Source organism: Saccharibacillus qingshengii (assembly GCF_013185195.1).
Lineage (GTDB): Bacteria > Bacillota > Bacilli > Paenibacillales > Paenibacillaceae > Saccharibacillus > Saccharibacillus qingshengii.
Genome location: NZ_JAAZWC010000009.1, coordinates 143,406 through 156,438 on the forward strand (window position 1 = coordinate 143,406; position 13,033 = coordinate 156,438).

The following is a 13,033-nucleotide window of genomic DNA, read 5'->3' on the forward strand; positions in this document are numbered from 1 at the left end:
AGGGGTAAATGGTAAGAGGAGGTTAACAGGATGACGGTACCCACCGAAACAAAATCTGCGCCCGAACGCGGACGTACGCAGCAGGCCACGCTTCAGATCAGCGGGATGACCTGCGCCGCTTGTGCCAACCGGATCGAGAAAGGCCTGAACCGGATGCCCGGAGTCGCCGAAGCCAACGTCAATCTGGCGCTCGAGAAAGCTTCGATCGATTATGATCCCAAAGAAACGAGTCCGGCGGAGATCGAGCACAAGATCGAATCGCTCGGCTACGGCACGGTCAAAGAAACATCGGACTTCGATATTACCGGGATGACCTGCGCGGCCTGTTCCACGCGGATCGAGAAAGGTCTGAACCGGATGCCGGGCGTGCTCAGCGCAAGCGTCAACCTGGCATTGGAGACGGCGCATGTGGAATACTCGCCGGGAGCCATGGCTCCGGCGGATATTATGCGCAAGGTGCAGCAGTTGGGCTACGAAGCGAAACTCAAAGAGGACGGTCAGGCACGCGACCGCGGCGGGGAAGAACGCAAGCGTGTGATCCGGGTGCTGATCTCCGCGCTGCTGTCACTGCCCCTGCTGTGGGCGATGGCCGGCCACTTCTCGTTCACGTCGTTTCTCTACGTGCCGGAATTGTTCATGAACCCCTGGTTCCAGCTGGCGCTTGCAACGCCGGTGCAGCTCGTTATCGGTTGGCCGTTCTACGTCGGCGCCTACAAAGCGCTGCGCAACCGCAGCGCCAATATGGATGTATTGGTGGTGCTCGGTACATCGGCCGCCTACTTCTACAGCCTCTATCTGTCGATCCGCTGGCAGCTCGACGGCGGATCGGGTGCGATGGCCGGCATGGAAGGGATGGCAGGGATGGGCGCACCGGAATTGTATTTCGAGACCAGCGCAGTCCTGATTACGCTGATTCTCGTCGGCAAGTGGTTTGAAGCCCGGGCCAAAGGGCGCTCGTCCGAAGCGATCCGCAGCCTGATGGGGCTGCAGGCCAAGACGGCGATCGTCATTCGGGGCGGAGTCGAGAGCGAAGTGGAAGTCTCCGAAGTGGTACCCGGCGATATCGTCCGCGTCCGTCCGGGCGAGAAGATTCCCGTGGACGGAGTCGTGACCGAAGGCCGCTCGTCCGTCGACGAATCGATGCTGACCGGCGAGAGCCTGCCGGTCGACAAGGAAGCGGGATCCGCCGTCACGGGAGCGACGATCAACAAGAACGGTTCCCTGCTGATGCGGGCCACCAAGGTCGGCCGCGACACGGCGCTTGCGCAGATCGTGCGCGTCGTCGAAGAGGCCCAGGGCTCCAAAGCGCCGATCCAGCGGATGGCCGATGTGATCTCCGGCATTTTCGTGCCGATCGTGGTCGGCATTGCGGCCGTGACGTTCCTCGTCTGGTATTTCGCGGTAGAGCCGGGCGCTTTCTCCGAAGCCTTGGAGAAAGCGATCGCGGTACTCGTGATCGCCTGCCCCTGCGCATTGGGGCTTGCGACTCCGACTTCGATCATGGCCGGTTCCGGCCGGGCAGCGGAGTTCGGGATTCTGTTCAAAGGCGGCGAACATCTGGAAGCCGCGCAGAAAGTCGATACGGTCGTGCTGGACAAGACCGGTACGATTACCAAAGGCAAACCGGAACTGACGGATGTGGTTGTCTATGGCGGAAGCGGGGAGAATGAACTCCTGGCGCTCGTCGGTGCGGCAGAGAATGCTTCCGAGCATCCGCTGGCCGAAGCTCTGGTCCGCGGAGCCGGCGAACGCGGAATCGTTCTGCCGCAGGCGGAACGATTCGAATCGCTGCCCGGCTACGGCATCGCCGCCGCAGTCTCCGGCGCCGAACTGCTTGTCGGTACCCGCCGCCTGATGGGCGAACGCGGGATTGACGCTTCCCCGGCGCTTGCGGACATGGAGCGCCTGGAGAGCGAAGGCAAAACGGCGATGCTGATTGCCGTAGACGGCCGCCTGGCCGGGGTAGTCGCGGTCGCCGATACGCTCAAGGAATCTTCGCCCGAGGCGATCCGCCGTCTGCGCGGCATGGGGCTGCGCGTCATGATGATTACCGGCGACAATCTGGCGACGGCACGCGCCATTGCCCGGCAGGCCGGGATTGACGAAGCCGACGTATTGGCCGAAGTGCTGCCGGAAGGCAAAGCGGCCGAAGTGAAAAAGCTTCAGGAAGCGGGACGCCAAGTCGCGATGGTCGGCGACGGCATCAACGATGCGCCGGCGCTTGCAACCGCCGATACCGGTATGGCCATCGGCACCGGTACCGATGTGGCGATGGAAGCCGCCGATATTACGCTGATGCGCGGCGATCTGAACGGGATTGCCGACGCGATAGAGATGAGCCGCCGCACCATGCGCAACATCCGGCAGAATCTGTTCTGGGCACTCGCCTACAACGTGATCGGCATTCCGATCGCCGCCGCCGGATTCCTGGCCCCGTGGCTGGCCGGCGCCGCGATGGCATTCAGTTCCGTCTCGGTCGTGCTGAACGCGCTGCGCCTGCAGCGGGTAAAGCTCTGACCTGCCCCGGCACGTCGCCGGCAGTATCCCCTCACACCCAAGCGTCACGGAGAGCCGGCCGGCTTCCCGTGACGTTTTTTTGATCGGCAGATCCGTACGGCCCGGCTCTACCTTAAGCCCACATTAAATTTTGGGATTTACGAGCCGTTTCCCCGATTGGCGCGTATAATACGCCAAAGAACATGTATCCGCTTGCAGCGAAGCGCAAAGCGGCGGAACACATCCGAGGAGGAGACAGCATGAGCGGAACAAGAAACCGGACAAGCAAGAAGATTCCCGCACTGGCTGCGATCGCATTGATGACGGCATTGACCGGTTCGGTCCTGCCGCCGGAACGGGCGGCCGCCGCACCTGCGAGCCAGGAACGGCCGGGCAGCGGACGGGAAACGAAGGCTCCGCAGAACGGGACCAAGCCCCGGCGCGAGGCAGCCGGCTCGCAGGTAGTGCCCGCTTCCGGCGAAGCCGCGGAGTTGCCGTCGGCGCTGCCGCTTCGATCGGGAGCTTCCGCATCGGGGAATGCTTCGTCCGCCGCTTCCGCGTTTGCCAAGCTGGCAGCCGCGAACGATGTGCCGCGCATGTGGGCTTATATCGATTCGCGGGCGGAGGCTTCTTCGCCGGCAGCCGTGACCGTCTGGCTGCGCCGCCTGGAAGCGGTCCAAACGAAGCGGTTGATCGAATTAGATGAACAATTGAGCGCAGAGAACGTGCAGCAGGCGCTGATGAAGACGGATCTGTTCGACAGCCAAGACGGAAGCTGGCTGCGCAGCGTCCGCACCGGAGTACCCAAAGCCGATGCGCTGTTAAAAGAAATGGCGGCGCAGGGTTATGTGCTGGATACCACCGAGGGGTATTATTTTCCGAAGATCGATTATGAACGCTACCGGAAATACGCTTCGCAAGTAAGCGCACGCTACGCCGCGTATCTGACGATCCGAGCCGACGAGACGAGAAGCGAATTGACCAAAGATGCCGGGCTGATCGTCAGTTGGGCCGAGCTGCTGGAACGGGCCGAGCGCCAAAGTCTCTATCTGCACAGCTATCCGAACTCGCCCGAGAATGAAGTCGTGATGCGCATGTATCGGCAGTCGCTGTATGTCACCTTGTACGGTACGGACAACGTGCCGCTGTTCGATTACGGGAATCAACGGATCGAACCGGATGCGAAGAAGGCCTACGAGCGCCAGGTACGCAAAGGCGGACAGTCGCCGTTTGCCCGAAGCCTACGCGGATACATGCGGGTACTGGCCGACTGCGGCGGCAAGCTAACGCCTGCGGCTGAAGCTTATCGCGAAGCCCAGGATCCGTGGGGAGAAGCATGGAAGGAATAACGCTGCGGATTCGGCCAAAATGCAGATAAATGAACAAAGTGTGTCGAGAAAATGCGAAATCCGCCCTTTTTTTTCCATAAATCATGAGTCAAAAGCGGCGGATAACGTTAAATATAGACAAAGCTTAGCCGATATGTAGGATAAGATCACGCGAAGGGAGAGAATCGAATGAGCAAAAGCCGCCGACATCCGCACCATCTATCGTTTACCGCCGCTTTTGCGCTCATTCAGGTACTGCGCGAACCGACCGGCGTTCGGGAGACCGAAGCGTGTACCGATTTTCGCAGCGAACCTGACCGGCCGGCGGAACCTTTTGCCTTTTTGCCGGATTCGGGAGATTCCTTTCGCCCTGCTTCGCATGAAGAGTTTCGCCCGGACTTTTTGAATCCGCTTTCTTCCGATCTTCCGCAGAACGGCAATCCGAAGCGGCAGCCTTGACGGGAAACCGTCTTGTTCTCCTGCCCGGCAGACTCCGGCGTACCCGCCCGGGGTCTTTTTTTGTTTTCCGCCGCGCCGAACGCAATGACGAAAATGGGGTTTGGCCGCCGCTGCCCGCCTCTATGCTTGCGCCTCGACTGCCGGAGTTTCATAATAGAAACGACACGGATTCCCGTCTGCGCATCCGGTGCAGCCGGTTACGGGTCCGTACCGACTCCCTTAAGGAAAGAAGGATTTTGTCATGAACGATACTCTTTCACTGCTGATGAATCACCGTTCCGTACGCAAATATACCGATCAACCCGTTGCCCGGGAGCATCTCGAAGCGATTGTGGCTGCCGGCCAGATGGCTTCAAGTTCCAGCAATGTGCAGGCCTATACCGTTATTGCCGTTACCGATCCCGATTTGAAAAACAAGCTGTCGGCCCATGCGGGCAATCAGGCTTATATTCGCGAGTGTCCGATTTTCTTGGTCTGGTGCGCAGATCTGTCCCGTCTCAAAAAAGCCGCCGACACCCATACTCCGGGCGTCCCTTCGTACGAAGGCGCAGCCGAGAACTTTATCGTAGCGACGGTGGATGCGGCGCTTGCGTCCCAGAACGCGGCCGTAGCCGCCGAATCGTTGGGACTGGGCATCGTCTATATCGGCGGCATCCGCAACGAGATCGAACAGGTCGCAGAGACGCTTGGACTGCCCGACTATGTCTATCCGGTGTTCGGCATGTGCGTCGGCTATCCCGATCCGCAGCACGGAGCGGGCCTGCGTCCACGGCTTCCGCTCGAAGCGGTGCTGCACATGAACGGCTACAGCGAAGAGCAGAGCGAGCGCGGCGTGGAAGCGTACGACGAGACGTCGGTCCGCTATATCACGGAGCGCACCGGCGGACAGCGTACCTCTTCCTGGTCGGAGCAGATGGCGGTCAAGCTGACCACGCCTTCGCGTATGCAGCTCCGGGCTTTTCTGGAGAGCAAAGGTCTGAACAAAGAGTAACGCTCGCGCAGAACGGTCAACGAACCGACCCGCCCGGCGCCCTGCCAGGCAGAGGCGCCGCAGCGAAACGAAGGAGTACGGGATGCTGGAATCCATCAAAGAATTTATCCGGGCCTGGCGCGATTATCCGCTGCAGCCGGGGGACGTGATCGGAGAACGTTACGAAGTGGCCGAATGGTTGGGCATGGGCAGCTACGGCCTAAGCTACCGCTGTATCGACCGGGAGAACGGGGGCGAGGTGGCGCTCAAGCAGGCCAAGCCGAGCCGCCGCCGTCTCGCTTCTTTTCTGCTGAAGCGGGAGAACGAAGCGCTGCTGGCGATGGACCACCCTTTTATTCCCCGCTGCCGGGGGTTCTTCGCCGATCGGCGCAGCGTGTGGCTGGCCGCCGATTATGTGCGCGGGCGGACGCTGGAAGATCTGATCTTCGAAGAAGGCCGGGTATTCGAGGAAGCCGACTGCCTGAGCTGGGCGCTGGAACTGCTGGACCGGATCGCCCATGTGCATCGGCGCGGGTATGTGCATCTGGATATCCGGATTCCGAACGTGATGATGGACGACGCCGGTATCCATCTGATCGATTTCGGGCTGGCCCGGCGGATCGGCGAAGACGATGCCCAAGCTCCGGACGGTTCGCCGCTGCCGAGTCGAGTGCCGCCCTGCATCGTATCGGATCTTGAAGATGCCGGCCATCTGCTGCTGTATATGCTGTATTCCGGGTATACGCCGCCGGGCGGGACACGGGAAATACCGGATACGTCCGAAGCGGCTGCCGGGAATCTTCTGTCTGCCGGCCGGCAGGAAGCGCAGGGTCCCTCGTGGGAAGAAGAGCTTTCGCTGTCCGGGCCGACCGCCTCGCTGCTGCGCAGACTGCTGCGTCTGGATGCTCCTTTTGCCGATACGGAAGAAGCCTCCGGTGCGATTCGGGTCAGTCTGGAGCAGATTCGCCGCGGCAGTGGACCGGAAGCCTCGCCGCAGGATCCCTCGTTCTAACCGCCGCGTGGCGGGTTTCCACATTTAAAACCAAAAGGCCGTTCCCTTCGTCAGATCGACGAGGAGAACGGCCTTTTGTTTTTTCCGGCAAAAGGGATACGGATGTTTCCGATCAACTGGAGCTTCCGGATTTTCTTTTGTAATAGGAGTGTCCGTGACGTCCATGCCCGCCGTGCCGGTAATCGGAAGACGAAGAACGCGAATATCTCGGGCGGCTGCTGGAACCGTGATGGCGGCGTCCGCGATGACTGCTGGAACCGCGTTTATGGCTTGAACTCGAAGCGGAGTGGATGATTTTATCGACAATTTTCTTGAACATGACTGATTCCTCCTTAAAAGTGGTCGCCTCTGTGCTCTTCGGCTTTGCGGCGATGAAGGGTATACGCAGTACACAGGCGGGCGTTTCAATTCGGATGCGTTCACGCGCTGCAGGTTCTTGCTTCAAAGTTACCCGATTTGGCAGGCGAGGAACATTAGAACTTGATGAGAAAAAGTCCCGCGGCAAAATGCGGCTTCGAACAAGGTTTACAGGCGGGCGTTTCTCCCGGTACACTGGTCTAGGCAGGGGATGCTTCATAGGGCAGAAGACTTCGCCGAACCTACCCGCCGCTGCGGCAAAATGTTCGGGAAGCCACCATTCGAGGAGGAATCAGGATGCAAAAAACAGAGGAAATTAGGGAAGCGCGCGATTTTATCGCCGCCAAGACGGAGCACCAACCGACGATCGGTCTGATTCTGGGATCGGGTCTGGGCACACTCGCCGACGAGATCGAGAACGCAGTCGTGATTCCGTACGCCGATATTCCGTATTTTGCGAAATCGGAAGCGATCGGCCATGCCAACGAGCTGGTCATCGGGCAGCTGAACGGCAAGACGGTCGTCGCGATGAAAGGACGTTTCCATTACTACGAAGGATATTCGCTCAAGGAAGTCACGTTCCCGGTTCGGGTGATGAAGGAGCTGGGCGTCGAGACGGTCATCGTGACCAATGCCTGCGGAGCGGTCAATACGAGCTTCAAGCCGGGCGACCTGATGCTGATCAGCGACCACATCAATCTCGTCGGCGCCAATCCGCTGATCGGACCGAACAACAGCGAACTGGGCGTACGTTTCCCGGACGTCTCGCAGGTCTACAACCGCGAACTGCGGGAGCTGGCACAGGAAGTGGCGGCGCAGCAGGGCACGACACTGCAGCAGGGCGTATACGCCTGGTGGAGCGGACCGGCTTACGAGACGCCTGCGGAGATCCGCATGATCCGTACGCTCGGCGGCGACGCGGTCGGCATGTCCACCGTACCCGAGACGATCGTAGCCGTTCACGGCGGGATGAAAGTGCTCGGCATCTCCTGCCTGACGAACATGGCCTGCGGCATTCTGGATCAGCCGCTCAGCCACGACGAAGTGATCGAGGTAGCCGCACAGGTGCGCGAGAAATTCGTCGGTCTGGTCAAAGGAATCCTGGCCCGGGCGTAAGCAGCCGGTTAGCCGCGGAGGAGCTGCGGCAGAGAATAGGAAGTAAGCTTGGGAAAGCGTGCGAGCAGAGTTCGGGAAGAGTTCGAGAAGAGCTCAAAAAGAGCTTGGGAAGAATTCGGAAAGAGCGCGAGAAGCGCGCGAGAACTGTTCGGGAAAGCATGCGAGCAGTTGGAAAAGAGCCAGGCAGCCGGTTGAACGGCTGTCCGGCTCTTTTTTTGCGTAGGCAGTCTATCTCGGGCGGCCGAAAATCGGCTAACGAATCCAGGGAGCGTTAAACGGGCAGATCGATGCTTTTTTCAAATCTAACGAATCGTCATATCGCTAATCGGTCGTAAAGCGGGTGTTTTCGCTCAAATCGGGTGAATAGCGATACGAGGATTCGTTAGAATGCCAGTTGGACCGCAAAGCCGCAAATAGCGATAGGACGATTCGTTAGAATATGGGCGATTGAAGCGATAGGCCGGGTGCGCAGAAGCTGTTGGATCAATCAGAGTGGCGCAGGGGATTAGGATCAAGCAACAGCCGGCGATCCGGCTGCTCAATCCTGGAAGGGAGCATAGAAACGTCTGGCGTTGTCGAGCAGGAGGGTGCGGGCGGTGGATTCGTCGATTCCGCGCAGCCGTGCCCATTCGCGGCAGACATCGGCAGTCATGGAAGGATGGGTACCGCGTCCGGCGAAAGGTCCTTCGAACGGCCAGGGTCCGTCGGTCTCGCTCATGACAAGCGTATCCGGATAGCGGCACGCAAGCTCGCGGATTTCTTCTTCATAGAGAAGGTCCGGCGTGAAGGAGACGAAATATCCATTGGTGATCATGCGCTCGACTGCGGCGGGCGAACCTTTGAACCAGTGGAAATGGGCCCGCCGGATCCCGTGGCGCTCAAGCAGATCGCAGGCGGTATCGGCATCTTCGTAGACGGCATGCAGCACAATCGGCAGATCGTGGCGGGCGGCAAAAATAACGAATCGCTCGAGCAGGCGGACATAGCCGGCTTCGTCCAGCGTCTCGCCGCGCTCGGCCGCTTCCAGCCGACTGTAGTACGGCAGGCCGACTTCGCCGACCGCCGCCATGCGGGGCGCGGCAGCAGGGCTTGAGCCAAGCGCAGAGGCAGCCGCCTCCTCCGCCCGGCTCAAAGCAGCCGGCGCCGCAGCGGCACTGACCTGCGGTTCCGCCGCTTCGCGCCCTGCGGCGGCCGCCCGCGCTTCCATCCAGGCGAACAGCGCTTCTTCTTCCTCGGGAGTCGGAAGAGGCTGCTCGGGATGGAAGCCATAAGCCGGGCGCACGAGGCCCGGAGCCTGCATCGCCAGCCGTTCGGTCCGGCGGGCGGATTCCAGGTTCATCGAGACGGCGACGACAAACTCGCCGCCCTCCTCTTGAAATTCGCGCAGCATCCGGGACGCTTGTTCCGGCTCATACTGCTCGAGATGAATATGCGTGTCGGCCAGTTTGACAGTCATGGCGGATGAACCTCCTTTTGAAATGTGATCAAAACGGCAGAAATTTATATCCGAAAAAAGCCTTTTTGCGAAAATGTGATCATCCTGCACACATTTATCGCGTAAAAGGGACAAAAGAAGAGAAAATGCCTGAATTTGTTGTCATTTTGACCACATTTCGTCGGAAAATCGGATTCTGCAGCCAAAATGTGGTCATAATGATCACTTTTGTTGAGCCGGCAGCTATGGGCTGCGGACTTGGGGCTATGAGTTCCAGGCTATGTGCTGTGTAGAATATACCCTTGAGCCACAGCCTGCGGCCTGCAGCTTCTTAGCTGTGGCTTTCGGTTTCTTCAGCTTTCAAAAGTTCCGCTCCGGATTTTACGCTGTTCTTCCTTCATCAGCCCGGTCAGTTCGCGGCGCAGGGCCAGGAATTCCGGCGATTCCGCGATTTCTTCGCGGCGCGGGCGCGGGAAAGGAACTTCGATCCGCCGCAGGACGGCGGAAGGGCGGCCGGACAGCACATAGATCGTGTCCGACAGCAGCAGCGCTTCCTCGATATGGTGGGTGACGAACAGGACGGAGCGCCGCGTCTCTTCCCAGATATCGAGCAGCCAGGCCTGCATCTCGCTGCGGGTAAAAGCGTCGAGCGCGCTGAACGGTTCGTCGAGGCACATCAGCTCGTGCGGGCTGAGCAGCGCACGAACGAATGCCGCGCGCTGCTGCATGCCGCCGGACAGCGTATGCGGGTACGCCTGCTCGAAGCCGGACAGACCGGCACGCGCCATCCAGCGCCTCGCTTCTTCGAGCGTCTCCCGGCGCGGCGTTCCGTTCACTTCGCGGTCCAAGGCCACGTTGTCTTCGATCGTACGCCACGGGAACAGAGCGGGCTGCTGCGGCATATAAGCGATATGGCCGCGTTCGCCGGCGATGCTGCGGCCATCCAGCGCGATCTCGCCGGCATCCGGCTGGAGCAGGCCGCCGATGAGGTGAAACAGCGTGCTTTTGCCCGAACCCGACGGTCCGATCAGGCTGACGAACTCGCCTTCGCGTACCTCGAGCGAGACGCCGCCGATGACCGGCAGCGGTCGGCGTTTGCTGCCGAAAGACTTGTGCACGCCGGACAGCGCCAGCTTGACCGGCGTGTCCGCTGCGCCGGTTCTTGCGGAATCTGCCGCTAGGCCGGCTGCCGTACCGCCGCTTGCCGCGCTTACAGGCGATCTGCCGCCCAGACGGTCTTCCGCCGCCCGTCCGCTTTCTTTTTCCCGTTCACTCATTTCGTTTCGCCTCCTTCCGCGTTCCCGCTTCGCCGTCCTCCGCGCACGACCAGCCGCTCGATCAGCGTGACCAGCAGGAACAGCAGCAGGCTGAGCGCGACGATAATGACGATCGCAGCGAAGATGCGGTCGGTGCGGAACGCCGATTTTTGCAGAATCATATAGTAGCCGATGCCTTTCTGGGCCCCGATCCATTCCGCGATGACGGCGCCCATGACGCTGTACGTCGCCGCGATGCGCAGTCCCGAGAACAGGGAAGGCAGGGCGTGGGGGAACTCCAGTTTGCGGAAAATCTGTCCCCGTTTCGCTCCGATCATACGCATGTAATTCAGCATGGTCCGGTCGGTCTGCGCGAATCCGTCCATCGTCGAGACGGCAACGGGGAAGAAGCAGACCAGCGTAATGACGATGATCTTCGGCAGCAGGCCGAACCCGAACCAGATCATGAGCAGCGGCGCAAGCGCGATCGTCGGCACATTCTGGCTCAGGATCAGCAGCGGATAGAGCGCCGAACGGAGCAGCGGAACGAGATGCAGCAGGCAGGCGACCAGCAGTCCGAACGCCGAGCCGATTGCGAATCCGATCAGCGTAAGCTTGAGCGTGGACAGGGTATGCATCCGGAGCGAGTCCGCGCTGCGCGCCGCTTCACCGGCAATGATCGACGGGGACGGCAGAATCCAGGCTTCGATCGCGAAGAAGCGGACCGCCGACTCCCACAGCGCCAAAAACAAGAGGACCGCCACGAAGGGCGGCCACGCGGAGCGGAACCATTGAGCTAACGTCGAGCGCAGGCTCATGGACGGTATTTGGCGGTCAGACGTTCCATGCTGATGCCGTCCGGAGTCGGATAATGTGCGATCTTGATCTGGGAGATCACGCTTGGCGCACCGGCTTCGGTCAGCGCGTCATGCATCTGCCGTACGATCTCGAGCAGTTCCGGCAGTTCGCCTTCGAGGGTCGTTTCCAGCGCATGGACTTCGTATTTGACGCCGGAGCGCTGGATGACTTCGATCGCTTTGTCTACGTAAGGAATAGAATCTTCGCCGCTGGGCGTCTTGGGAATAACCTGAATACTGAGCAAAGTCGTGGCCATGGTCTGAGGTTCCTCTCTGTGAAAAGAAATAGGGCCGCGCGATCCGTACGGAAAAAGCGGCCGCGGTAACATAAAATTGTGTATACGGGCAGTGCGAGCTTGACTTGGTTACTTGGCGTCGGCCGTAGGCAGATAGTCGTTGGTAAACGCTTTGGTGGAGTCGAATTCGCCTTCAAGCAGCTTCTGCGAACTCATCCACTCGCCGTAGTTCTTCCAGACCTCGGGTTTCTGCATGCCCCACTGGGCCGCGTCGTCTTGATATTTCGGGCTGAGCCATTCCTGACTGGCTTTGACGAGCTTCGGATCCAGGTCGGGAACGGCCTTGACCAGAATCTCCGCCGCTTCCGCCGGATGCTCGATCGCGTATTCGTACCCTTCGCTGGTCGCTTTCATAAACGATTTGACCAGCTCTGGATCGTCCGCGATCTGTTTCTCGTTCGTGGCGATCACCGGTGTGTAATAGTCGAGGCTGTCGGAGTAGTCTTTGACGTACAGCATGTCGATCGGCTCGCCCCGAAGTTCCGCTTCGATGCCTGTCCAGGCGTAGAAGATCCAGGCAAAATCGATATCGCGTTTGACCGCGGTGAAGAAATCGGCGTCGCCCATATTGATATTTTCCACTTTGGATACGTTGGCGCCTTCCTGATCCATAATCGATTTCATGACCGCTTCTTCGACCGGAGAACCCCAACCGCCGTAGCGTTTGCCTTCGAAGTCTTTGGGCGTCTTGATCTTGCGGTCGGCCGGAGCGGCGAAGCCGGATGTATTATGCTGGATGACCGCGGCAAGCGAGACGAGCGGAACGCCCTGCACGCGTGCCTGCGTGATGCTCTCCTGATAGCTGACGCCAAACGGCACTTCGCCCGAAGCCACCATCTGGTCCGCTCCGCCGGCGCCCGGCTGCAGGATCGTGACGTTCAGGCCTTCTTGTTCGTAAAAACCTTGATCCACCGCGGCATACAGGCCGGTGTGGTTGGTGTTCGGCGTCCAGTCCAGCACCACGCTTACGTCGCGCAGCTTCTGCGTTTCGCCGGCCGCTTCGTTCGAGTCGCCGGTTGCGGCCGGGGCCGTACCGCCGGAACCGCCCGAGCAGGCGGTCAGCGCCAGCAGCAGTGCCGCCAGCGGAGCCGTCCACTTCATTCTTTTTCCGATCCCCTTGTGTGTGCCCATTATTTCTCTGTCTCCTTCAAGTGGTTTGTCCGCTGCTTCATACCCGCCGGAACAACAAAAAAGCGTCCCGGGATCCGGGACGCGTCACGTCGATATCACTGCGGGCCTGTCCGAAAACCTCGGCAGGTCAAATCCGCTTAAACGTTCCTACGCTGGCATTACCCAGATCAGGTCTAAGGGTCAGTGTCTGCTTGGGACACACTCTCAGCCGGCCTTGCTTCCGGCACCCCCCGGGGTTATGAAATTTTCGGGCTGCTATCGGAGTCATTATAGCTCTTAAAAGAAAGACTGTCCAGCGAAGGCGGAGGATCGACAGACTT

At 60.0% G+C, this 13,033-nt stretch carries 12 protein-coding genes and 1 riboswitch; of the genes, 6 read left to right on the forward strand and 6 right to left on the reverse strand.

The window, feature by feature from the left end:
* The first annotated feature begins 30 nt into the window (after window positions 1–30).
* The 5 genes from HRQ60_RS10125 (at window position 31) to HRQ60_RS10145 (ending at window position 6,265) form a co-directional block, all read left to right on the forward strand.
* Window positions 31–2,517: a heavy metal translocating P-type ATPase gene (locus tag HRQ60_RS10125; protein WP_172195692.1), complete on the forward strand. Its 2,487-nt coding sequence runs from the start codon at window positions 31–33 to the stop codon at window positions 2,515–2,517.
* 239 nt (window positions 2,518–2,756) lie between these two features.
* Entirely contained in the window at window positions 2,757–3,845 is a 1,089-nt protein-coding gene (locus HRQ60_RS10130) for a hypothetical protein (RefSeq protein WP_172195693.1), read from the forward strand.
* Between the two features lie 168 nt (window positions 3,846–4,013).
* Complete coding sequence (locus HRQ60_RS10135) at window positions 4,014–4,283, forward strand: hypothetical protein (RefSeq protein WP_172195694.1); 270 nt, start codon at window positions 4,014–4,016, stop codon at window positions 4,281–4,283.
* A gap of 241 nt (window positions 4,284–4,524) precedes the next feature.
* The gene (gene nfsA / locus HRQ60_RS10140; protein ID WP_172195695.1) at window positions 4,525–5,274 is read left to right on the forward strand and encodes an oxygen-insensitive NADPH nitroreductase; all 750 of its coding nucleotides are present in this window, start codon (window positions 4,525–4,527) and stop codon (window positions 5,272–5,274) included.
* A gap of 82 nt (window positions 5,275–5,356) precedes the next feature.
* Window positions 5,357–6,265: a protein kinase family protein gene (locus HRQ60_RS10145; protein ID WP_172195696.1), complete on the forward strand. Its 909-nt coding sequence runs from the start codon at window positions 5,357–5,359 to the stop codon at window positions 6,263–6,265.
* 112 nt (window positions 6,266–6,377) lie between these two features.
* On the opposite strand, the gene HRQ60_RS10150 is transcribed toward HRQ60_RS10145, so the two are convergent.
* Window positions 6,378–6,584, reverse strand: coding sequence for a hypothetical protein (locus HRQ60_RS10150; RefSeq protein ID WP_172195697.1), 207 nt, complete (start codon window positions 6,582–6,584; stop codon window positions 6,378–6,380).
* A gap of 335 nt (window positions 6,585–6,919) precedes the next feature.
* Here HRQ60_RS10150 and HRQ60_RS10155 point away from each other — a divergent pair, with 335 nt between their 5' ends.
* The gene (locus HRQ60_RS10155) at window positions 6,920–7,738 is read left to right on the forward strand and encodes a purine-nucleoside phosphorylase (RefSeq protein WP_172195698.1); all 819 of its coding nucleotides are present in this window, start codon (window positions 6,920–6,922) and stop codon (window positions 7,736–7,738) included.
* A gap of 538 nt (window positions 7,739–8,276) precedes the next feature.
* Here HRQ60_RS10155 and HRQ60_RS10160 read toward each other — a convergent pair.
* The 5 genes from HRQ60_RS10160 to HRQ60_RS10180 all read right to left on the reverse strand — a co-directional run bounded on the left by HRQ60_RS10160 (window position 8,277) and on the right by HRQ60_RS10180 (window position 12,713).
* On the reverse strand, window positions 8,277–9,194 hold the full coding sequence (locus HRQ60_RS10160) for a TatD family hydrolase (RefSeq protein WP_172195699.1): 918 nt from the start codon (window positions 9,192–9,194) through the stop codon (window positions 8,277–8,279).
* A gap of 332 nt (window positions 9,195–9,526) precedes the next feature.
* Entirely contained in the window at window positions 9,527–10,450 is a 924-nt protein-coding gene (locus HRQ60_RS10165; protein WP_246281258.1) for an ABC transporter ATP-binding protein, read from the reverse strand.
* Window positions 10,447–11,247 carry an ABC transporter permease gene (locus HRQ60_RS10170; RefSeq protein ID WP_172195700.1) on the reverse strand — a complete coding sequence of 267 codons (801 nt, stop codon included), beginning with the start codon at window positions 11,245–11,247 and terminating at the stop codon, window positions 10,447–10,449. Before HRQ60_RS10170 ends, HRQ60_RS10165 begins: the two co-directional genes overlap by 4 nt.
* Entirely contained in the window at window positions 11,244–11,543 is a 300-nt protein-coding gene (locus HRQ60_RS10175; RefSeq protein WP_172195701.1) for a thiamine-binding protein, read from the reverse strand. The genes HRQ60_RS10170 and HRQ60_RS10175 overlap by 4 nt, the downstream gene beginning before the upstream one ends.
* 108 nt (window positions 11,544–11,651) lie before the next feature.
* Window positions 11,652–12,713 (reverse strand): ABC transporter substrate-binding protein, encoded by a 1,062-nt coding sequence (locus HRQ60_RS10180; protein WP_246281259.1) that lies wholly within the window; start codon window positions 12,711–12,713, stop codon window positions 11,652–11,654.
* A 127-nt stretch (window positions 12,714–12,840) separates the two neighbouring features.
* Window positions 12,841–12,954, reverse strand: a riboswitch (TPP riboswitch).
* Window positions 12,955–13,033 lie beyond the last annotated feature (79 nt).